Consider the following 20911-nt stretch of genomic DNA (forward strand, 5'->3'; position numbering starts at 1 on the left):
CGCCTCAAGCAAACGGCACCGCCGTCGTGCCTTTCGGCAGCTTCGCCTCGTCGTCCGGTTCGACATGGATGGTGACGCGCACCGAGGGGATTTCGGCCTTCAGCGCGTCCTCGATGCGGTCGCAAATGACGTGGCTGGCGCCGACCGTCATGTCGGCGTCGACGACCAGGTGGAACTCGATGAAGGTGGCGCGGCCGGCGATGCGGGTCTTGAGGTCATGAACCTCCAGCGCGCCCTTGCAATTGGCCGAGATGATGTCGCGAATGTGCATGTGTTCGGTCGTGTCCACTGCGCGGTCCATCAGCCCGTTCATCGACGAGCCGATGACGTGCCAGCCCTGCCACAGGATGTTGAGCGCGACGATGACGGCAAGCGCCGGATCAAGGATCTGCCAACCGGTCAGGATAGCGCCGACGAGGCCGCCGAAGACGCCGACCGAGGTCACGACGTCGGTCATGATGTGCCGGCCGTCGGCGACCAGCGCCGGTGATTTTGCGCTGCGCCCGGCGCGGATCAGCGTCCAGGCCCAGAAGGCGTTGATGACGGTGGCGACACCGTTGATCGCCAGGCCCTCCCAGGGTTGTTCGAGCGGGGTCGGCGTCTGCCAGGAGCGCCAGACCTCGTTGAGGATCAAAAGCGCGGCGAGCACGATCAGCACGCCTTCCAGCACCGCCGAAAAATACTCGGCCTTGTGGTGGCCGAACGGATGGTCCTGGTCGGCCGGCTTGTAGCTGACCAGGACCGCCCAATAGGCGGCGGCCGAGGCTATGACGTTGACGATCGATTCCAATGCGTCCGAATAGAGCGCAACGGAGCCGGTGACGTACCAGGCGGCAAGCTTGAGCGCGAGCACCACGCAGGCGATGACAATCGACCAGAAGGCAAGGCTGGCGATCCTTTGCCTGGCCGCTGCCTTCGCTGCGATCGCCGCCATGTTGTCCGTTGCCGCCATCGTTTCTAGGCGGCCTTTTCCTTGGCCTTGCGCGGCAGATGCGCAACGATGTTTTCGATGATGCGCATGCCGGCATTGTGGCCGAGCGTCATGATCGATTCCGGATGGAACTGGACGGCGGCGATCGGCTCCTTGCGGTGTTCGAAGGCCATGATGATGCCATCCTCGGTCTCGGCGGTGACGATGAAATCGTCGGGCAGCCGCACCGGATCGGCAAAGATCGAGTGGTAGCGGCCGACGGTCACTTCCTTGGGCAGGCCGGAGAAGATGATTCCGGGCTTGGAGACGCGGATGCGCGACGGCTTGCCGTGCATCGGCACGTGCAACTGCCTGAGTTCGCCGCCATAGGCCTCGGCCAGCGCCTGCAGGCCAAGGCAGACACCGAAGATCGGCAGGTCGCGGGCGCGGGCGTTCTTGATGGTCGCGGCGCAGTCGAAATCCTTCGGCGTGCCCGGTCCGGGCGACAGCACGACGAGATCGGGCTTCAGCCGTTCGAAGACTTCTTCCGGCACCGGCGAACGCACGGTCGAGACATTGGCACCGGTCTGGCGGAAATAGTTGGCCAGTGTGTGGACAAAGGAGTCTTCGTGGTCGACGAGCAGGATGTTGACGCCGTCGCCGACGCGCGCGGTGGTGCGTTCGGCGCCTGCGGCATTGCCCAATTTGGCGTCGCGAATGGCGGAGAGCATGGCGGATGCCTTCAGTTCGGTTTCGGCTTCTTCTTCCTCGGGGATGCTGTCGAAGAGCAACGTGGCGCCTGCTCGCACCTCGGCAATGCCGTCCTTGATGCGGATGGTGCGGAGCGTCAGGCCGGTGTTCATGTCGCCGTTGAAATTGACCATGCCGATGGCGCCGCCATACCAGGCTCGCGGGCTCTTTTCGTTCTGCTCGATGAAGCGCATGGCCCACAGTTTCGGCGCGCCGGTGACGGTGACCGCCCAGGCATGCGACAGGAAGGCGTCGAAGGCATCCATGCCTTCGCGCAGGCGCCCTTCGATGTGATCGACGGTGTGGATCAGGCGCGAATACATTTCGATCTGGCGGCGGCCGATGACGCGCACCGAGCCCGGATCGCAGACCCTTGACTTGTCGTTGCGGTCGACGTCCGAGCACATTGTCAGCTCGGATTCATCCTTCTTGGAATTGAGCAGCTTCAGGATCTGCTCGCTGTCGGAAATGGCGTCGTCGCCGCGCTTGATGGTGCCGGATATCGGGCAGGTCTCGACGCGGCGGCCATTGACGCGCACGAACATTTCGGGCGAGGCGCCGATCAGATACTCGTTTTCGCCGAGATTGATGAAGAAGGAATAGGGCGACGGATTGATCGACTTCAGCTTGCGCGAGATTTCGGAAGGCTGCGTCTCGCAGCGTTCGTAGAACATCTGCCCGGGCACGACCTCGAACAGGTCGCCGCGCTTGAAACTGTCCATCGCCTTGCGCACCAGATTGGCATATTCGCCCGGCTCATGGTCGCCGCGCGGCGGGATGCGGTCGGCGGTCTTGAACGGTTCGGCAATTTCGTCGCGCGGCAGCCCCTCGGTTGAAAAACCGTCGCCGGAATAGTCGTAGCGGTCGGTCCAGGCCTTGGTCGAATAATGGTCGACGACCAGGATCTCGTCAGGCAGGAACAGCACGAGATCGCGCTGGCTCTGTTTGCGCTCAAGCTTGTAGTCGACTGGATCGAACTGGAAGGCGAGGTCGTAACCGAAGGCGCCGTAAAGGCCGAGATTGGCGTCTTCATCGGTCTTGAACAGAGCGGTGATGGCGCGCAGCACAGTAAACACAGAGGGGACGCGGCTGCGCTCTTCCTCTGTGAAGACGCGGCCGGGCTTGGCGACATCGAGGCGGATCAGCTTTTTCGAGGTTTCAGCAATCGTCACCTCGGCAATGCCGGCCAGCGTCTTGCCGATCACCGGCAGCAGCACTTCGCCACGGCCATTCAGCGCCTCGATGCGCATGGCGCGGCCACGCGCGGAAATCACCAGCGGCGGATCGATGATGGCCGTATCCCAGCGTGTGTAGCGGCCCGGATATTCGTAATTCGAGGAAAACACCGCACCACGGCGCGAGTTCAAGCCATCGACATAGGCATCGATCGCACCGGCGTAAGGCTTGTCGTGGCGTTCGCGGGTGATGGTGACACCACCTGCGGTCACGAAGCTTTCCGCGCCGTTTTCCAGAGCCTTCATCGTCATTGCCGTCTCCATATGGCTTGTTGGGGCAACGGACCCGGGAATGGCTTTGAAAAAACAAATGGCCGCCCGGACATTCCGTTGCGGCCACCCTCTATTTTCACGCGCACGCGTTCGAACAGGCCGCTGTCAGCGAGCCCACCACCAAATGGTCTTGATCGAGCGCATGTTCATGGGCGAAATCCATAGCGGCGAAAAGCCGGATGCGCAACAGGTTTGAAAGGCCTGTTTGTGGCCGCCGCTTCTGCAGCCCATGGCACATCGCCAAGGCTTGGGGTCCTGCCTAGACTGTTCGTCCAACATCGGAAAGACGGGAAGACAGCAATGACCGAGCAGATCGAGCGCGCACGCACGTTCCATGCCCTTCATGTCAAGGGCAACCCGATCGTTCTCTACAATGCCTGGGATCCGGGCTCGGCCAAGATCGTCGAGAGGGCGGGCGCCGAGGCGATCGCCACCGGAAGCTGGCCGGTCGCGGCTGCTTTTGGTTATGCCGATGGCGAGAAAATTCCGCTGGAGCTGGCGCTGGACAACATCAGGCGCATCGTGGCGGCAGTCGACCTGCCGGTGACCATGGACCTCGAAGGCGGCTACGGCGTCGAGCCGGTGACTGTCACCCAGACGGTGACACGTGCCCTGCAGGCCGGCGCCATCGGTTTCAATTTCGAGGACCAGATCGTCGGCGGCGCCGGTCTGCACGACATCGCCGTGCAGGTGAAGCGCATCGAGGCGGCAGCGGCGGCGGTGAAGGCTTCCGGCATTCCCGCCTTTATCAACGCACGTACCGACATTTTCCTCAAGGCCAAGCCGGATGCGCATGACAGCGTGCTGCTCGACCAGGCCGTCGAGCGGGCGCACGCTTATGAAAAAGCCGGAGCGAGCGGCTTCTTTGCGCCGGGGCTCGGCGACGAGGGTCTGATCGAGGCGCTGTGCAAGGCGACGGCATTGCCGGTCAACATCATCGCGCTGGCGCATGTGCCGCCGCGCCAGCGCCTGGCCGAGCTTGGTGTCGCCCGTGTCAGCCACGGCCCGGTGCCGTACCGGCAAATGGCCGAATGGCTGGAGGCCAAGGCGCGGCTGGCGATTTCGGGTTAGCTCAGTCCTCCAGCGTGCCTAACCTCGCGTCGGCGCTCTTCTTGTTGCCAACCAGCTTCAAGAGATCCTCGCCGGCGCGGATGATGCGGCGTGAGCGGCGGGTCAGGATGACGCCGTCCTGCGGCGCCAGCACTTCGGTGCGGCCACCGGCCTCGCCCGGTGTGTGGACGATGGTGGCGAGGCGCGCGCCCTCGGCGACGCGGTCGCCGGGCTTGACGTCGTAGAGGATGGCGCCGGCCCGGGGCGCCGGCATCATGTCGATGTTCTCCAGCGGCGCGACGAGGCCCTTGAACGCGCCGGGTGCGGGAAGGGCGGTATCGGCGATGACGCCGCGCGCCGCCAGCAGCCGGTAAAGGCCTTCGGCATCGGAACTTGCCAGCGCGCCGTCGACATCCAGCATGCCACGGTATTCAACCGTGGTGGCAACGCGGCGGTCGAGCTTCGCCACGTTGGCGGGGACGTTCTGGTAGGGCATGATCGTGGCGCCCTCGAAGGTGCCGTCGGTGTCCTCGCTCCACAACACCACGGCGTCGATACCCATTGCGGCGGCGCAATCGGCCATCGCCGGCCACAGGCTGGCGTGGACGTAGAGATAGGCAAGGCCCTCGTCGTCGCAATGCAGGTCGAGCACGATGTCGTGGCCGAGCGACAGCTGCACCAGACGGGTCTTCAATCGCTGGTCGGGGGTGCCAAGCGTGGTGTCGGGCAAAAGCTTGGCGTCCGGTGCTGCGAGCAACGGAAAGCCGCGGTTGAAATTGTTGCGGGTGCCGAGATGAAAGCGGCCCTGGTGCTCGCCGAAATGATATTGCGCGCGGCCGATCGGATTGGCCCAGGGCACGACCGTGATGCTGCCCTTGATGCGGCCTTCGGCTTCGGCCTTGTTCAGCGCCGGCATCAGCGCGTCGATGGCGACGACACCAGGCAGTTCACCGGCGTGGAGTGCTGCCTGGAGATAGGCCGAAGGTGCTGCCTTGTCGGCGCCGGCGAAGCGGAACACCGGGAATTCGTAGGAAACGCCTTCGGTATCGCCGGCGATGCGTTCGATCGATTTCTGCATGGGATGCCTCCAGGATAAGAGGCAGAACACATGCACTTTTGCCGAAGGGCTGTCGATTGGTCCAGTTCGCGCCGCCATGGGCGCAATGGAATTATTCGGCGGCGGCCGGAACCGTCGTTATCGGCGCCGATCCTTCGAGCGCCTGCGAGACAACGGCTACGCTGACCGCCAGCAGGGCCAGCACCGCGCCGGCCAGCGGCAAATGAGCATAGGAAACGCCGGCCGACAGAGCCACGCCGCCGATCCAGGCGCCGCTGGCATTGCCGATATTGAATGCGCCCTGGTTGAGCGTGGCGGCGAGGTTCGGCCCTTCCGAAGCCGCTTCGACGACGCGGATCTGCAGCGGCGGCACGACGACGAAGATCAGCAGTCCCCACAAGAAGACGACGCCGATGGCGACGCTGGCGATAGCGCCGAACTGCGTGAAGCCGACAAACAGAACTGCCATCAAAAGCAGCGTGCCGATGACCGTCGGCATCAATTTCCAGTCGGCCAGCCGGCCGCCGATGATGTTGCCTATGGTCATGCCGGCGCCGAACAGTAGCATCAGGTGACCGCGGAGGTCGACAGGCCGGAGACATCGGTAAGGTAGGGCTTGATGTAGGTGAAGACGGCAAACAGGCTGGCCGAGGCCAGCGAGGCGATCAGCATGGCGAGCCAGACTTGCAGCTTGCCCAGCACGCGCAGTTCACTGCGCAGGCCGCCGCCGCTCGGTTCGGCGACATTGGATGGCACCAGCCAGGCGATGGCCGCAACAGAGATCAGGCCGATGCCAACGACGGCAAAGAAGGTGGAGCGCCAGCCGAAGGCTTCGCCAAGCGCCGTGCCGGCGGGAACGCCGAGAATATTGGAGAGCGTCAATCCCGCGAACATCATCGCCATGGCGCTGGCGCGCTTGTTGCGCGGCACCAGGCTGGCGGCAACGACCGAGCCGATGCCGAAGAAGGCGCCATGGCCGAAGGCGGTGAAAACGCGAGCGGCCATCAGGAGCCAGTAATTGGGCGCGATGGCGCAGAGCAGATTGCCGACGACGAACATCGCCGTCAGCGCGACCAGGACCGGCTTGCGCGGCAAATGCGCGGTGGCCATGGCGACGATGGGTGCGCCGAAGACGACGCCCAGCGCATAGCCGGTGACCAGCAGGCCGGCCGAGGGGATCGACACGCCGAGATCGGCCGCAACCTCCGGCAACAGGCCCATGATGACGAATTCGGTGGTGCCGATGCAGAAGGACGCAATGGCAAGCGCAAGGATCGGCAAAGGCATGGAAAATCCAGACTGAATCGGTTCAATTCAGACTGAACGAGAAGCCTTGCCGCGCGCAATGCACATTGCTGCAACGCACCAATGCAGAAAGCGCTGAGCTTGACGCGGGGCTATGTCAGGCGAGCGGCTTCAGCTCCTGGGCGATGGTTGGCAACAGCTCCGAGACGTTGGGGTGGATATGCACGGCGCGCGCCAGCGTATCGACCGGCGCCTTGGCGTACATCAGGTCGAGCACGCAGTGCACCGCCTCGTCGCCGCCGGGGCCGAGCACGGAGCAGCCGAGGATTTGCCTGGTGTCGGCATCGACCAGGATTTTCATGAAACCTTGCGTCTCGCCCTTTTCGATGGCGCGGCCGACGCGGGTCATTGGCCGCTGGCCGACCAGCGCCTTGCGCCCGGATTTCTTCACCGCCGCCTCGGTCATGCCGCAGCGGCCGAGCGGCGGATCGATGTAGAGCGCATAGGCCTCGATGCGGTCGCTGACCTTGCGCGGATCGTCGTCGAGCAGATTGGCGGCGACGATCTCATAATCGTTGTAGGAGGTGTGGGTGAAGGCGCCCTTGCCGTTGCAGTCGCCCATTGCCCAGATGCCGGGCACGCTGGTGCGCAGCTGGTCGTCGACGGTGACGAAGCCGCGCAGATCGACCGCGACGCCGGCCTTATCGAGGCCGAGATCGTCGGTGTTGGGGGTGCGGCCGAGTGCCAGAAGCACATGCGAGCCGACCGCCGGCGGCTTGCCGGATGAGAAGGTCACGGCGATCTCCTTGCCCTGTCTGGCAAAGCGGATGTCGTCGGCGCCGACATGGACTTCTATGGCTTCGTTTTCGAAGATCGACAGGATGGCCGCCGACACGTCCTCGTCCTCGCGGCCGGTCAGGCGCGAACTCTTCTCGATGACGGTGACTTCAGAGCCGAAGCGGCGAAACATCTGCGCGAATTCAAGAGAGATGTAGCTGCCGCCGACGACGATGAGATGGCGAGGCAAAACGTCGAGGTCCATCATCGAGGAGTTGGTGAGGTAGTCGACGTCGTTGACGCCGGGCAGGTCGGGCACCGAGGCGCGGCCGCCGGTGTTGAGGAAGATCTTTTCGGCGGTCAGAAGGTCGCCGCCGACACGCACGGTGTTGGCGGATTCGAAGCGGGCATGGCCGCGATAAAGCGTGCAGCCCTTCATGCCGGCGATCCACGTCTCCAGATTGCTGCGGGAGTCGTTTGTGACCTTGTCCTTGCGCGCCTTGATCCTCTTGTAGTCCACGCCGACAGGGCCTGAGAACGTCACGCCGTAGTCCGCGGCACGCCGCGCCAGATGCGCGGCATAGGCGCTGGCGACCATGGTCTTGGTCGGCATGCAGCCGGTGTTGACGCAGGTGCCGCCGACCAGCTTGCGCTCGATCAACGCAACGCTCATGCCGGCTGACGTGAGCCGGCCGGCGAGAGGAGGGCCGGCCTGTCCGGCGCCGATGATGATGGCGTCGTATGTCTTGGCGTCTGAGGCTTGGGCAGTCATACCACCGCCGCCACGATCAGCAGGCCGCCGATGATCGCCACCGCGTCCTCGATGAGGGCGGCAGGCAAATCCTTGCCGAAGGCGGCGGCCAACCGGCCGCGCGCTTCGGCGCCGCCATAGGTGCCGATGACAGCACCGATGGCGCCGGCAATCAGGCCGCCAATGGTGGAACCGGCAGTGGCGCCGATCACCGCGCCGCTGAAGGCGCCAAGCAGGATGCGGGCGCCGAATTGCTGCGGCACCTTGCGGCTCGGCGTCGAGGGCAGCTGGTCGGTGACCAGTTCGACGATGGCGAGGATGGTGAAGATACCGACGGCGGCCCAATGGCCCATGAAACTTGCCCAGGTGCCGGCCACCGGCAGCCATCCGAGATAGGCGCCCCAGGCGATCGCGCCCGGCGCGGTCATGGCGCGAAGACCGGCAATGACGCCGATCAGAAGTGCAAGCAAATAGAGCATGTCGATCCCCTCGAAAGCAGGCCCGGGACTGGCCCACGAGGCAAGCTAGCATAGGTCCTGCGTTTGACGAGAGTAGGCGATGGTGCTTCTTCCATCAGTGAGCATTGTACTTTGGTAACCAGTCGAACACGACGAAGGGACGGAGTCGCTGTGATGGCCGGAAGCGAACGCACAAGGATGATTGCAGGCGAATGGTACACCTGCATCGACGACGAACTGGAGGCGCTCCGCGTGATCGCGCGAGATGCGGTGTTCGAGCACAACGCGCTGCCGCCCCAGCAACGCGGCAATATCGGCCCGACGCTATTGGCGCTGCTCGGCAGCGCGGGCGCAGGCTCCCGGATCGAGGCGCCGTTCCACTGCGCCTACGGTTTCAACATCCATCTCGGCGACGGCGCCTTCCTCAATGCCGGCTGCACCATCCTCGACCCCGCGCCGGTGCGTATCGGCAGGCGGACGCTTCTCGGCCCCAATGTGCAGATCTACTGCGCCGAGCACCACAAGGAGGCCGCGGGCCGTCAGGCGGGACTGGAGATTGCCCGGCCGGTCACCATCGGCAATGACGCCTGGATCGGCGGCAGCGCCATCATCCTCGGCGGCATCAGCATCGGCGATGGCGCCATAGTCGGCGCCGGCGCGGTGGTGACGCGCGACGTCCCTGACAACACCACGGTGGTCGGCAATCCGGCGCGGGCGGTCAAGCGGGGCTGAACTCGTCGTGGGCGGTCAGTATGAAGCCGTGCGTGCCATGCGCTCGTCCGGACCGGCTCGCCGCGAGAATTCACGCCGGTATTGGGCCGGTGACGTCTTGAGCCGTGCGGCGAAATGCTGGCGCAGCGAGGTGGCGCTGCCGAAGCCGGCTTCGAAGGCCACCATGTCCATCGATTTTTCCGTCGCCTCCAGCAGCCGTTGCGCCAGTTCGGTGCGTTGGCCGGCCAACCATTCGCCAAAGCTGGTGCCGATCGATTTCTGGAAACGGCGGGTGAAAGTGCGCCGGGTCAGGCCCGCGGCCTCCGCGACGCGGTCGAGGTTGTGCGTTTGTCCGAGCGTTGCCCGCACCGTGTCCAGCGCCAGGGTGAAGCGGTCGGTGGCCGGGGTTTTCGCCAGCGGGCGCTCGATGAACTGCGCCTGCCCACCCTGCCGGTGCGGCGACAGCACGATGTGCCTTGCCAGCCGCAGCGCTACCTCTGCGCCATAGCGCGCGCGCACAATGTGCAGGCAGCAGTCGAGCCCGGCGGCGACGCCGGCCGAGGTGACGATGTCGCCGTCGTCGACATAGAGCACGTCGGCGTCGACTTCGATGTCCGGGTACAATGCCTGCAACCGGTCGGTGGAGGCCCAATGTGTCGTCGCACGCCGGCCCGCAAGCAGCCCGGCGGCGGCAATGGCGAAGGTGCCGAGACAGAGGCCGACGATCAGCGCACCGCGCCGGTGCGCGTGGGTGAGCGCTGCCAGGAGCGGCGGCGGAAGTGGGGCCTCGAGATCCTTCCAGCTCGGAACGATGACGATGTCGGCATCGTCGAATGCGGAAAGGCCATACGGCACCGCGATGGTCAGCCCGGCATCGGTGTGGATCGCTCCATCGTCGAGCGCGCAGACGCGAAAGTCGAAACGCGGCAGGCCAAGCTTGGTGCGGTCGGTGCCGAACACCACGCACGGCACGGAGAGGTGGAACGGGCTGATGCCGTCAAAGGCGAGAACGGCAATGATCGGGTCGGCCATGCGTGTTTCCAGCAAGCGAAAAGCGGATTGTCCCAATTCTTTCGACTGATGTCAATCGGGCCACTTTTGGCAGTCGGGCGATTCGCCTATTTCCTGTCCCATTCAAGCTCGAAGGAGAACACCATGTCCGCCAATATCACGCCGCGCCGCGCACTCATCGTTATCGATGTCCAGAATGATTATGATGGCGGCAACCTCGCCATCCAGTGTCCGCCGTTCCGCGACAGCGTCGTCAATGTCGCGCGCGCTATGGATGCCGCCGCTGCGGCCGGCGTGAAGGTGGTGGTCGTCAAGCAGATGGCGCCCGAGACCTCGCCAGTCTTCGCCAAGGGCAGCCATGGCGGCGAACTGCATCCCGAGATCGCCCGGCGAAGCCGCGACCACTATGTCGAGAAGTCACTGCCTAGCGCCTTTGCCGGCACCGACCTCGAGGCGTGGCTGCGCGCCAATACCATCGATACGATAACGGTGATCGGCTACATGACGCATAATTGCGACCTGTCGAGCATCATCCACGCCGCGCATGTCGGCTTTGCGGTCGAGTTCCTGTCCGACGCCACCGGTTCGCTGCCTTACGCCAACAGCGCCGGCTACGCCTCGGCCGAGGAGATCCACCGCGTGGTGTCCATCATCCTGCAGTCGCGCTTTGCGGCCGTGCTCAAGACCGCCGAATGGATCGATTGCCTGAAGACCGGTGCTTTGCCCGAACGCGACACGCCCTATGCGTCCAACCAGCGCGCGCTGGCGCGCAACGCTGCATAGGCAAATTGCCGCGAAGGAACAGGGGCGCCGCAGTCTGCGGCGCCCCTTGGCGTTCCTGATCACGAACACCGGGGCGTGGCCTCGTTTGGAAGTCTTTTCGGCTGGGCCCATTCACTTTCGGGATGATGAGCCGGCTAAACGCAAGAAACTCAGATCGGGCTCTATCTCAGGATGGGGAACTGGAGAACAGAGTGAAGTCTTTCACAGACGAAGGCCTCTCTCCGAGGAACGGTATATCTGGATCAAGGGGTGGGACGGGGTAGACTTCCCCGGGAGAAACAAGTGAAAGCGCGAATTGCACGAACTACAGTCGTTCTCGCCTTGGCTGGTGCCGCGGCACTCTTGCCATGGCCCGCTTTCGCCCAGGTCCCTTCGCACGCGCCGGGGACGATCTGCTTCACTCAATCCTTCTGGTGCTGGGCGCAGCCGCCCGGCCCGCCCGGATATCCGTGCGGGTGCCCGTCGCAATACGGCTATGTGCCGGGCTATCTAGGGTAGTCGTCAGGCGGGGGGATTTCACGATGACGACGACACCGGCCGACCCTCTCGTTTCTGGACTCATCGCGGACGCCAAGCTGGTCGCCAACTACGGCCGCTACGGTGTGTTCAAGGACAGTTCCCTGTTTGCGGCCATCGGCAATGCCGAAAAGCTCGACGATGCGACGGCCAGCCAGCCTGAGGTCGTCAATCTTCAGACGGTTTTCAACGATTGTTCCGGCACCGTGCCATTTGCCACCCTGGCGGCACTGCGATCGGGCTGGTCGCCCGGTGACATGTCGCGCAAGACCGCGCTGGCGACGTACTTTCTCGTGGCTCTTTCCGTGCTTTTCATGGTTGTAACCGGAAGATTGACGTACATTTACAACAAGGGAGTCGCGATAAACTCCGAACTCATAGAAATCGACAACAATGATTTCAGCGCACGGTTCGGACAGGCGATACGCCAGGTTTGGGCGACGAAGAAACAACTGAGCTCGGCATCGTCCGAGCAGGCTTCGACCACGGATCTGACGCTTCTGAAGGACGCCTATTACAATTCGGAAGATAGCCTTCACGCTCTCGACCAGCGCTTTTCCTCCCTGGTGAGAAGAGCGCAAGGGTTCATGACTGAGGACGCGCAATTCCCGATCTGGGGAATGCAATGGATGTACTGCAAATTTTATTCAACCTCCACGGCAGATGGCGTAGCGGCGGGCCAGGCTCAGTATTCCCAGCAAGGTGCCATAGACCAGTTCTGTGACCAGCCGCTGGGGGTGAGTAAATCCACGCCTCCAGACAAGCTCAAGGAGCTCCCCAATCAGCCGGATGCCTATTGCGCGCAGATAAACACCGAAAAGAAAAACCCGAACAATCTTGAAGGTACGTCTTCGGAAAAAGTGACGGACGTGAATGCCGATTTCGACGAGGCAACGCGCAGCCTGCAGTGCGACGGAGTGATCACGATCGCGCCGAACTCGATCTACACGCTGACCGCGCAGATAAAGACGCTGGACGAGGTTCTCAGCCCATATGCCTTGTGGATACTCCCAGCCTTCTACGGCGCGCTCGGAGCCATCATGTTTCACATGCGGATGATCCTCAATCCGCTGCTGCCCAATCCACCGCTGTCGCGGCTGATCCACAGGATCGCACTGGGGGCGCTGGCCGGCATGGTGCTTGCCTGGTTTGTAGCACCGGGCACCAAGCTTGGAGAGGAGGCTTCGGGAATAGGCTTCAGCCTCTTCACCTTCTCCTTCCTGTTTGGGTTCAGTCTGGATATCTTCTTCACCATTCTCGACCAGTTCGTCAGCATGTCGGTCGCCGGGATCAAGAAGTTCGGGTCCTCGACAGTGGCGTGAGAAGCCCGGCAAGCAAAAGGGCGCCGCATGGCTGCGGCGCCCTTGGTTGTCGAGACAAATCTCAGAACAGGCCTTCGATCTGGCCGGCCTCGTTGAGGAAGATTTTTTCCGAGGACGGCGCCTTGGGCAGGCCGGGCATGGTCATGACCTCGCCGCAGATGACGACGACGAAGCCGGCGCCCGCCGAAAGCCTGACCTCGCGCACCGGCACCGTGTGGCCGGTCGGCGCGCCGCGCAGGTTCGGGTCGGTCGAGAAGGAATACTGGGTCTTGGCCATGCAGACCGGCAACTTGCCGTAGCCGGCGTCTTCCCAGGCCCTGAGCTGGTCGCGCACCGACTTGTCGGCGATCGCCTCCGAGCCGCGATAGATGCGCTGGACGATGGTGTTGATCTTCTCAAACAGCGGCATGTCATCGGGATAGAGCGGCGCGAACTGCGACGCCCCGGATTCGGCCAGCGCCACCACCTTGTTGGCGAGTTCCTCGATGCCCGCGGAGCCATTGGCCCAGTGCTTGCACAGGATCGCCTCCTCGCCCATCGAGGCGACATAGTCCTTCATCGCCTGGATCTCGGCGTCGGTATCGGAATAGAAGTGGTTGATCGCAACCACCGCCGGCACGCCGAACTGACGGATGTTCTCGATGTGGCGGCCAAGGTTGGCGCAGCCCTTCTTCACCGCCTCGACGTTTTCCTTGCCGAGGTCTTCCTTCTTGACGCCGCCATTCATCTTCATGGCGCGCACGGTGGCGACGATGACGGCAGCCGCCGGCTTCAAACCCGCCTTGCGGCACTTGATGTCGAAGAATTTTTCGGCTCCGAGGTCGGCGCCGAAGCCGGCTTCGGTGACGACGTAGTCGGCGAGCTTCAGCGCCGTGGTGGTGGCGACCACCGAGTTGCAGCCATGCGCGATGTTGGCGAACGGGCCGCCATGCACGAAGGCAGGGTTGTTCTCCAGCGTCTGCACCAGGTTTGGCTGCATGGCGTCCTTCAACAGCACCGCCATGGCGCCGTCGGCCTTCAAGTCGCGGGCATAGACCGGCGTCTTGTCGCGGCGGTAGGCGACGATGATGTCGCCGAGGCGCTTTTCCAGATCCTTGAGGTCGGTGGAAAGGCACAGGATCGCCATCACTTCCGAGGCGACGGTGATGTCGAAGCCTGCCTCGCGCGGATAACCGTTGGCGACGCCGCCGAGCGAGCAGATGATTTCGCGCAGCGCCCGGTCGTTCATGTCCATGACGCGGCGCCAGGCGACGCGGCGGGTGTCGATGCCGAGCTCATTGCCCCAGTAGATGTGGTTGTCGATCAGCGCCGACAGAAGGTTGTGCGCCGTGGTGATGGCGTGGAAGTCGCCGGTGAAGTGGAGGTTCATGTCCTCCATCGGCACGACCTGCGCGTAGCCGCCGCCCGCGGCACCGCCCTTGACGCCGAAATTCGGGCCGAGCGAAGCCTCGCGGATGCAGACGATCGCCTTCTTGCCGATGCGGTTCAGACCGTCACCAAGGCCGACGGTGGTGGTCGTCTTGCCTTCGCCGGCCGGCGTCGGGTTGATGGCGGTGACGAGGATCAGCTTGCCGTCCTTGTTGCCCTTCACCGATTTGATGAATTCGGCCGAAATCTTCGCCTTGTCGTGGCCGTAGGGCAAAAGGTGCTCGGTCGGGATGCCGATCTTGGCGCCGATCTCCTGGATTTGCTTTTTCTTGGCGCCGCGCGCGATCTCGATGTCGGACTTCACTTCGGCCATGACGGCTTTCCTTCGGATTGGACGGTGGAGGGGACGGGTTTGATCTCACTCGCAGGCATGTTGAACCCGGGCGCGGGCATGTTCTAACCCTGTCGCTCCCGCGGCGTCAACTTGCATGCAACTATGTTTCCTATGAAGAAAGTGTCTCCGCGGCCGGCCGACCTGTCGCCGGTTCTTCCTGGCTCCGTTGCCGCGCCGTATAGAAGCCAGAGGACGCGACGTTCCGCCGTCTCAAAACAGCCGCCCAATGCACGGAATGCGACAGAGGCGACGGCGCAAATTCGCCATCGCTCGCCGGGAAAGCTGTGGACGCTACTGAGTCAGGACGTTGCTGATCTCGACCATGTTGGAGCGCACGCGAAGCACGTAGAAACCCATCGTCGTCAGGTGCGTCGGCATGATCCAGCCATCCTCGCGGCCATTGGCGATGATGAAGGGCTGGATGCGCAGCGCCGAGACGAATTGCGCATCCATCGTGTCCCACAGATTGCCGAGATGCTTTTCCTTGATGACGTCCTCGAAGTCGGCCTGGGCGCCCTTCATCAGGCCGTAATAGGCATAGAGCTGGCCATAGGCGAACCAGAAGCGGTCGTCGGCGCGGAAGTCGAACCAGCCATTGTTATGGTTTTCGGCGCGCTCCTTGAGGATCGCCGAGGTCGAACCGATGTCGGAGGAGATGCGGTCGATATACTGCTTCAGATTGTCGGCGCGGGCATCGAACGTCGCCTGGCAGCTGCCGAGGCGGGCGTTGAAGGAGCGCAGCTTGGTGACGGCATCGCGATAATAACTCGGCGTCGGCGTCTTGGGGCCGAACGGGTTGAGGCCGAAATACCAGGTCTCCTCGTCGAACTGCAGATTGCCGCGCGCATCCTGCAGGTCGCCGTCGATCTGCGATGTGGTGCGAACACGGCCGAGATTGTCGGCAAGCTCGGTGGCCGTACGCCGCACCGCCTGGTTGATGCCGCGCTGGAACGAGGCCTTGTTGTCCATGAACGGCGTGTTGTCCCAGTCGATGCCGAACAGGCCGAGTTTGTAGAGGATCATCGACGAGATCCAGGCATTCTGGTTGACGTTGAAGTCCGTCAGGTCGGCCGCCACCTGGGCGATGCCCGAATTGCCGCAGGTCTTGGCGGTGTCGGTGCCGGCGCCGGCGGCGACCTGTTCGCCGGCGGAAATGTTGCGGTTCTCGAAGGTATATTTGTCCACGTAGTTGGGATCGAACTTGTTCCACCACTGGGTGGCGTAGAAGAAATTGGCGTAGAGGCCGATCAACACCAGAAGCGCGAGGCCGACCACAGCCTTCAGGATCCAGCCGCGCTGCGTATACCAGCGCCCAGCCCAGAGGAACGGCCACAGGATCGCGCCGATGACGAGGCCGATGCCGCGGCCTATCCATTGGAAGATGCGGGTGAAGAAATTCACGATCGGATCAAGCATGGCTCTCGTTCACCCCTCAGTCAGTCAGGCCGTAAAGGCGCGTGCGAAACGCCACTTTGTCTTTCAAATATGTGGTTTTCAGAACGTCCACAACATGCGACCGCCAGGCGTCGCTGTAGCCGTCATAGTCCTTGTAGAAGCCCGGCTTGTTGAAGACGTAACGCGAGACGAAGTCCTGCGGCACGAAATCCGAGATCAGCTGGTTGGTCAGCCAGGCGTCGGGATGGTCGGGCTTGCCACGCACGACCAGGAAGCGCTGTTGCGGAAACACATCCTCGATCTTGAGATGGCCGAGTTGGGCGATCTCACGCTTGGCGGCGTTGAGAAAGGGGAAATTGCCGTCCTTGGTGATCAGATCGGCATGGCCATGGATCCAGGTCTGCAGCCAGACCTTGTCGACCTCGGTCAAATTGCGGTTCGGCTCTGTGTCGCGGATGAGAGAGCGCACCACCATCTCGGCGCGATGCTCGAGATAGCCCGAGCTTTCGACCCATGACGCGCGGGGCAGTTCGATGCGGCCGGTGCTGGCCAGGAACTTGAACACCTTGTCGGCATCGTTGATCGAGAGATAGCTGACCTGCCAGGGCCGCGAACGGCGAAAGCCGGGGGCGGCCGGGTCGCCGATGACGGTGGTCATATCAGGATCGACGAAGACGTAGACGCCGCCGAAATGGCTGGTCCAGTAGGCGTTGTGGCGGAAGATCACCTGGTCGGGCACCAGCGCATTCTCACGGATATCGCCGCAGACCTTCGCCAGCTCCACCATACGGCTCAGCATGGTGTTGTCGCGCCAGGCATCGGGCTCCTGCTTCAGCCGGTCGACCAGCTTGCCGAGTTCGGCGGCCTTGCCCAGCACGTCCTCGGCCGAAAGCACCCTGAACTCGACCTGGCTGATCGACAGCAGATCCTCGATGTCGTTGACCAGGGGAACGGAATCCTCGATCTCCCCGTAGATGACATCCTTGATGGTCAGCGCATCGATGGCGCGCTGGTTCTTGGACATGAACTCGAACATCAGCTGCGAGGTGTTGGAAAAGGCGGTGTGCACCACCGGCAGATCGATCTGCGACGGCGTCAGGATGATGAAGCGGCGGTTGACCTCGTTGGGATCGAGATAGTCGTAGTCGCCGCATTCCTCGGCCACTTCGGGCGAGAAGCCGGTGCGGTCGATCTGGAAGCTCTTCAGCTTGGTCGGTTTGAGGCCGAAGGCGACAAGCGCCTTGTTGTAACGCTGGATGAGGTGCGGCTCGTCGACGGTGAGCAAGCGGCCGTAGATCAGCTCATTGTCGCGGAGAAGGTCGGGCTTTTTGGCGTGGCTCATGCAGAACGTTCCGAGTGGCGTTGCCTGTTGTGGCGAAGCGCCAACGCTGACGCCTCCCTCGCCCCGTGAAGGACGGGGAGAGGGGGGCGTCAGCGTTAGCGCCAAGCCTTTCAGCACCCGCGGGCAGCGAAGGAAGCTCACGCATNCATGCAGAACGTTCCGAGTGGCGTTGCCTGTTGTGGCGAAGCGCCAACGCTGACGCCTCCCTCGCCCCGTTCTGCACGGGGAGAGGGCAAGGGTGAGGGGCAGCGCTAGCATTCAAGGACATGTCTCCCCATGGCCTTTGGCGGCAATAAATCGAAGATCATTGGTCCGGATGTGCCGATCGAGGCGCTGTTCGATAGCTGCCAATATGGTCGTAGCGATCTGTGGTCCACGCATGCGCCGCCCCTCACCCTTGCCCTCGCCCCGTGAAGGACGGGGAGAGGGGGGCGTCAGCGTTAGCGCCAAGCCTTTCAGCACCCGCGGGCAGCGAAGGAAGCTCACGCATTCCACAGCCCCTTCTTCTTCATCTCCTCCATCTCGCGCCCCGCCCGTTCGCGCAGGCGTGCGTCGCGCAGCAGCTTCTCCACCGCGGCGTCGTCGGATTTGTCGGAATAGCGGAACTCCGAGTCGGCGTAGCGGTTGATCTCCTGCATGACCATGTCCATCGAGAACGGCCCACGCAGTTCCTCGATCATGGCTTTCTTCTCGTCGTAGCCCTTGTGCATGAAGGCTTCCGGCTTCTCGAACCAGTCGTCGGGCAGCTCGATGTCCATGGCGCGCATCTTGATGGCGTCGGTGACGTTCTTGATGGCTCGGCCGGTGAAGCGCGGCTCGGCATCCTTGATCAGGTGCAGATAGGTGCCGATGTCGGCCATCGATTTCGGCGCGCCATTCTCCTTCATGTAGCGCTCATAGACCTTCATCAGCCCGTCTTCCTGAGGCTTCTCGTGCTCCTCATAGGCTTCGGTCACCGCGCGCTGGATCTCCTGCGCGGCGTAGAGCTTGTGGTCGCCGAGTGGGATCTTGTGGTTCTTGCCGGCAAGCAGGACGAAGATGTCGATATAGTCGTCGCGGCTCTGTGGGCCGTCGACCAGCCAGCGGGCCCCGGCGCGCTGGCGCAGCGCATCGTCGACATTTTCGGGATAGTTGGAAAACATGCCGAACGAGCAATTGCCGCGCACCACCGTGCCGGCGCCGGCAAAGGCGTCCATCAAGACGCCGGTGATTTCCTGTTGGCCGGCCGAGGCGCGGTCGTCGGAGCGGCGGGCCGCCACCTGGTCGATGTCGTCGACGGTGCCGAAACCGATGACGCGTGGGTTCAAGACATTGTTGATGAACTGGCGGCAATTCTGGCCAGATTTGCCCTGGTAGGACGAGATCTGGTCGACGCCGAAATTCTCATAGGCGAAGGGATAGCCGGCAACCTGGCAATAATTGTTGACGAGGCCGGCGATCATCTGGATCAGCGTCGTCTTGCCGGTGCCCGGCGCGCCGTCGCCGATGAAGGTGAAGAGGAAGCCCCCGAGTTCGACGAACGGGTTCAACTCGCGCTCGAAATCGTAGGCCATCAGCATCTTGGCGAGCTTGACCGACTGGTATTTGGCAATGTGGTTGCCGACGACCTCTTCCGGCTTCTTGAAGGTCATCACCAGCGGCTTGGAGCGCTTGCCGGGCGCGACGTCGAAGCCGTCGAGGGTGAAATCGTCGGCGTCGATGCGGATATGGGCGTTCTCGAACAGACCGATGCCGTCGAAGCGGCCTTTGCGGGCCAGCAGCCCATCAATGGCGACCCGTGCAAAAGCTCGCGCGCGCGTCGTCAGGTCGCCATCGTCCTTGGAGCCTGCAATCGCCTTGTCCAACCCGGCGACAATCGACTTCACCGCGTCCTGCGGCGTGTCGAACAGGAAGTCCGGTTCGGCGATATCGTTGGGAGCCTCGCCGTCGCTGTCGATCAGCTGGAACAGGTAAGAGGCGAGGCTGAAGGCTGAAACGTAAGCCGAGGCTGACAGAAGCTTCTTGAAGGTCGCCGCCTCATCGCCCTCAAGAGGCGCGCGGGTGTTCTTGGCCTGGAGGCTTTCGAGGTCGGAGCCCTCGGCGAAGACGTCGGAGATGGCGAGCGCAATCGCCAGGCCGCGGCGGGCGCGGAACAACAGCGTGTGCTGCGGGATGCTCATCAGCTGGTCGTCGGGATGGATCGCGGCGACGGTCTTGGTAAGCTCGACCTCGCGGGTACGGCGCACCGAGCCGACAGAGACTGTCGAGACAAAGCGGCGATTGGTGCCGGCAAGTGCTGTGCCGGATTCGCGCGCAGAATCCTCCAGCACGACGAGGCGAGTGATGAAGCTTTGCGCGGTTGCGCGGTGCTTTTCGATAGCCGCTTCCGGAATGGTGGTCAGGCCGGTGTCCATGAAGGATGCTCCGCGATGTGACGGTCAGACATCTGAAATCACCTGCCCATTTGACAGGATGTGAACCTTGTAGCCGGAAAAGATCTTTTGAGCTTCGCCGGCGGCGTAGAGTGCTTGATAGGCTTCGTGCGGGATCAGGGCGTGGTTCTCGTAGCTCGACACACCCTGGCGCGCGGCTTCGAGATCGTCGGTGTTGATAAAGAATTCCTGCGTCGTCTTATCGCTCGAAAACAGGCCCTTGCGGCCGGGTTTCTCGCCCTTGGAGTAGACCTCCTGGATGGTCCAGGTGAGCAGCCAGGCATTTTCCGGTTTGCGCACCTTGGCCAGCACCTCGGTCACGGTCGAATTGTTGTCCGTAATGCCTGCGGAATAAAAGGGGCCGAGCACGACGCGGCGCAGCTGCTTAGGGTGCAGCGGCTCGAAATCCTTGTCGAGATTGACCGCAATCGTTGCGGGCGAAAGCGTGTAGGCGGAATTCTTCTCGGTGAAATCGTCGAAGCGATGGGCGAGTTCGGGGTTGAGCAGGCCGTCCACCGGCAGCGGGATGTCGACCCGTTCATTGAGCTTGCCGCTGCTGTCAACGAGCTGCCGGATCATGCTTTCGGAGGAATCCTCCACCGTCACCATGTAGACCAGCGGCAGGTTGGCGCTGCCGTCGAAGCTCGCCCAGTGCACGAGGTAATAGGGGCGCCCGGTCTTTGGATTGACCGAGACCTTGGCCGTCTGCGCCAGCGAGAACGGGCCAAAAGTCTGTTCGCTCTTGACGTCCTCGAGATAGAGCCGCTCGGCCATCGACTTCTGCAGCGCTTCGGGGAATTCCTTGTGGCGCAGGATGAAGTCGGCCATTTCCTCGCGCAATTCGCCGGCCAGCGGAATGTTGGCCAGCCGCGCCTCGGCCTGGCGGCGGTCGTTTTCCAGTTCGAGCAGGTTCTGGAAGACGGGATAGCCGCTGTCGGCGCGCGAAATGCGGAACGTGTCCATGAAGCCGAGCCGGTTGCGCCAGCAGGAAAACGATTTGTCCAGCCGGGCAATGTATTCGGCGACAATCTTGGCGACGATGCCGTGCCGGTAAAGCGGCGAGCGGTCGTCGCGCATGAACACTTCGAGGCCGCTGAGTGCCGCCGTGATGGCGGAAAAATAGCGCGCCGCCGCTTCGTTTTCGGGAGTCAT

Annotated in this window: 16 protein-coding genes and 1 pseudogene; 5 read left to right on the forward strand and 12 right to left on the reverse strand. The window is 63.0% G+C overall.

Annotation, left to right across the window (positions count from 1 at the left end):
- Positions 1 to 4 precede the first annotated feature (4 nt).
- Positions 5 to 952, reverse strand: coding sequence for a cation diffusion facilitator family transporter (locus X751_RS155890; RefSeq protein WP_023683651.1), 948 nt, complete (start codon positions 950 to 952; stop codon positions 5 to 7).
- Between the two features lie 5 nt (positions 953 to 957).
- Positions 958 to 3147, reverse strand: a complete 2190-nt coding sequence (locus X751_RS155885; protein ID WP_023741042.1) for an anthranilate synthase — start codon at positions 3145 to 3147, stop codon at positions 958 to 960.
- A gap of 321 nt (positions 3148 to 3468) precedes the next feature.
- Between X751_RS155885 and X751_RS155880 the strand changes: the two genes are divergently transcribed.
- Entirely contained in the window at positions 3469 to 4239 is a 771-nt protein-coding gene (locus tag X751_RS155880; protein ID WP_023744269.1) for an isocitrate lyase/phosphoenolpyruvate mutase family protein, read from the forward strand.
- 1 nt (position 4240) lies between these two features.
- Here X751_RS155880 and X751_RS155875 read toward each other — a convergent pair whose 3' ends face one another.
- The 4 genes and pseudogenes from X751_RS155875 to X751_RS155865 all read right to left on the reverse strand — a co-directional run bounded on the left by X751_RS155875 (position 4241) and on the right by X751_RS155865 (position 8527).
- Entirely contained in the window at positions 4241 to 5296 is a 1056-nt protein-coding gene (locus X751_RS155875; RefSeq protein WP_023744270.1) for a succinylglutamate desuccinylase/aspartoacylase family protein, read from the reverse strand.
- Between the two features lie 91 nt (positions 5297 to 5387).
- Positions 5388 to 6562: pseudogene (locus X751_RS01000000163610) on the reverse strand (MFS transporter).
- 115 nt (positions 6563 to 6677) lie between these two features.
- Entirely contained in the window at positions 6678 to 8069 is a 1392-nt protein-coding gene (locus X751_RS155870) for an FAD-containing oxidoreductase (protein ID WP_023744271.1), read from the reverse strand.
- On the reverse strand, positions 8066 to 8527 hold the full coding sequence (locus X751_RS155865) for a membrane protein (protein ID WP_023669981.1): 462 nt from the start codon (positions 8525 to 8527) through the stop codon (positions 8066 to 8068). The genes X751_RS155870 and X751_RS155865 overlap by 4 nt, the downstream gene beginning before the upstream one ends.
- Before the next feature lie 153 nt (positions 8528 to 8680).
- On the opposite strand from X751_RS155865, the gene X751_RS155860 reads away from it, so the two are divergent.
- The gene (locus X751_RS155860) at positions 8681 to 9238 is read left to right on the forward strand and encodes a sugar O-acetyltransferase (RefSeq protein WP_023744272.1); all 558 of its coding nucleotides are present in this window, start codon (positions 8681 to 8683) and stop codon (positions 9236 to 9238) included.
- 15 nt (positions 9239 to 9253) lie between these two features.
- Here X751_RS155860 and X751_RS155855 read toward each other — a convergent pair whose 3' ends face one another.
- The gene (locus tag X751_RS155855; RefSeq protein ID WP_023695825.1) at positions 9254 to 10249 is read right to left on the reverse strand and encodes a helix-turn-helix domain-containing protein; all 996 of its coding nucleotides are present in this window, start codon (positions 10247 to 10249) and stop codon (positions 9254 to 9256) included.
- Between the two features lie 123 nt (positions 10250 to 10372).
- Between X751_RS155855 and X751_RS155850 the strand changes: the two genes are divergently transcribed.
- Positions 10373 to 11011 carry an isochorismatase family protein gene (locus X751_RS155850; RefSeq protein ID WP_023686167.1) on the forward strand — a complete coding sequence of 213 codons (639 nt, stop codon included), beginning with the start codon at positions 10373 to 10375 and terminating at the stop codon, positions 11009 to 11011.
- Positions 11012 to 11532: 521 nt separating this feature from the next.
- A complete protein-coding gene (locus X751_RS155845; RefSeq protein WP_023691612.1) occupies positions 11533 to 12849 on the forward strand; it encodes a hypothetical protein in 1317 nt (438 codons plus the stop codon).
- 61 nt (positions 12850 to 12910) lie between these two features.
- On the opposite strand, the gene X751_RS155840 is transcribed toward X751_RS155845, so the two are convergent.
- The 3 genes from X751_RS155840 to X751_RS155830 form a co-directional block, all read right to left on the reverse strand.
- Positions 12911 to 14590 carry a formate--tetrahydrofolate ligase gene (locus X751_RS155840; protein WP_023724983.1) on the reverse strand — a complete coding sequence of 560 codons (1680 nt, stop codon included), beginning with the start codon at positions 14588 to 14590 and terminating at the stop codon, positions 12911 to 12913.
- Between the two features lie 312 nt (positions 14591 to 14902).
- Positions 14903 to 16027 (reverse strand): DUF2333 family protein, encoded by a 1125-nt coding sequence (locus X751_RS155835; RefSeq protein WP_023686165.1) that lies wholly within the window; start codon positions 16025 to 16027, stop codon positions 14903 to 14905.
- Positions 16028 to 16043: 16 nt separating this feature from the next.
- Positions 16044 to 17348 (reverse strand): DUF6638 family protein, encoded by a 1305-nt coding sequence (locus X751_RS155830; RefSeq protein ID WP_023744273.1) that lies wholly within the window; start codon positions 17346 to 17348, stop codon positions 16044 to 16046.
- Between the two features lie 276 nt (positions 17349 to 17624).
- On the opposite strand from X751_RS155830, the gene X751_RS1000000166840 reads away from it, so the two are divergent.
- Positions 17625 to 17762 (forward strand): hypothetical protein, encoded by a 138-nt coding sequence (locus tag X751_RS1000000166840; protein ID WP_023686163.1) that lies wholly within the window; start codon positions 17625 to 17627, stop codon positions 17760 to 17762.
- Between the two features lie 68 nt (positions 17763 to 17830).
- Here X751_RS1000000166840 and X751_RS155825 read toward each other — a convergent pair whose 3' ends face one another.
- On the reverse strand, positions 17831 to 19741 hold the full coding sequence (locus tag X751_RS155825; RefSeq protein ID WP_023744274.1) for an ATP-binding protein: 1911 nt from the start codon (positions 19739 to 19741) through the stop codon (positions 17831 to 17833).
- Between the two features lie 24 nt (positions 19742 to 19765).
- On the reverse strand, positions 19766 to 20911 hold the full coding sequence (locus X751_RS155820) for a hypothetical protein (RefSeq protein ID WP_023686161.1): 1146 nt from the start codon (positions 20909 to 20911) through the stop codon (positions 19766 to 19768).

Origin of the sequence: Mesorhizobium sp. LNJC394B00, from assembly GCF_000502555.1 — a bacterium.
Lineage (GTDB): Bacteria > Pseudomonadota > Alphaproteobacteria > Rhizobiales > Rhizobiaceae > Mesorhizobium.

What these genes read in the sequence shown, in the direction of transcription:
- X751_RS155835 (WP_023686165.1), bottom strand. Translation starts at nt 16,027, where the DNA reads ATGCTTGATCCGATCGTGAATTTCTTCACCCGCATCTTCCAATGGATA.
- X751_RS155880 (WP_023744269.1), top strand. Translation starts at nt 3,469, where the DNA reads ATGACCGAGCAGATCGAGCGCGCACGCACGTTCCATGCCCTTCATGTC.
- X751_RS155865 (WP_023669981.1), bottom strand. Translation starts at nt 8,527, where the DNA reads ATGCTCTATTTGCTTGCACTTCTGATCGGCGTCATTGCCGGTCTTCGC.
- X751_RS1000000166840 (WP_023686163.1), top strand. Translation starts at nt 17,625, where the DNA reads ATGGCCTTTGGCGGCAATAAATCGAAGATCATTGGTCCGGATGTGCCG.
- X751_RS155850 (WP_023686167.1), top strand. Translation starts at nt 10,373, where the DNA reads ATGTCCGCCAATATCACGCCGCGCCGCGCACTCATCGTTATCGATGTC.
- X751_RS155830 (WP_023744273.1), bottom strand. Translation starts at nt 17,348, where the DNA reads ATGAGCCACGCCAAAAAGCCCGACCTTCTCCGCGACAATGAGCTGATC.
- X751_RS155845 (WP_023691612.1), top strand. Translation starts at nt 11,533, where the DNA reads ATGACGACGACACCGGCCGACCCTCTCGTTTCTGGACTCATCGCGGAC.
- X751_RS155890 (WP_023683651.1), bottom strand. Translation starts at nt 952, where the DNA reads ATGGCGGCAACGGACAACATGGCGGCGATCGCAGCGAAGGCAGCGGCC.
- X751_RS155820 (WP_023686161.1), bottom strand. Translation starts at nt 20,911, where the DNA reads ATGACTCCCGAAAACGAAGCGGCGGCGCGCTATTTTTCCGCCATCACG.
- X751_RS155840 (WP_023724983.1), bottom strand. Translation starts at nt 14,590, where the DNA reads ATGGCCGAAGTGAAGTCCGACATCGAGATCGCGCGCGGCGCCAAGAAA.
- X751_RS155885 (WP_023741042.1), bottom strand. Translation starts at nt 3,147, where the DNA reads ATGACGATGAAGGCTCTGGAAAACGGCGCGGAAAGCTTCGTGACCGCA.
- X751_RS155870 (WP_023744271.1), bottom strand. Translation starts at nt 8,069, where the DNA reads ATGACTGCCCAAGCCTCAGACGCCAAGACATACGACGCCATCATCATC.
- X751_RS155855 (WP_023695825.1), bottom strand. Translation starts at nt 10,249, where the DNA reads ATGGCCGACCCGATCATTGCCGTTCTCGCCTTTGACGGCATCAGCCCG.
- X751_RS155860 (WP_023744272.1), top strand. Translation starts at nt 8,681, where the DNA reads ATGGCCGGAAGCGAACGCACAAGGATGATTGCAGGCGAATGGTACACC.
- X751_RS155875 (WP_023744270.1), bottom strand. Translation starts at nt 5,296, where the DNA reads ATGCAGAAATCGATCGAACGCATCGCCGGCGATACCGAAGGCGTTTCC.
- X751_RS155825 (WP_023744274.1), bottom strand. Translation starts at nt 19,741, where the DNA reads ATGGACACCGGCCTGACCACCATTCCGGAAGCGGCTATCGAAAAGCAC.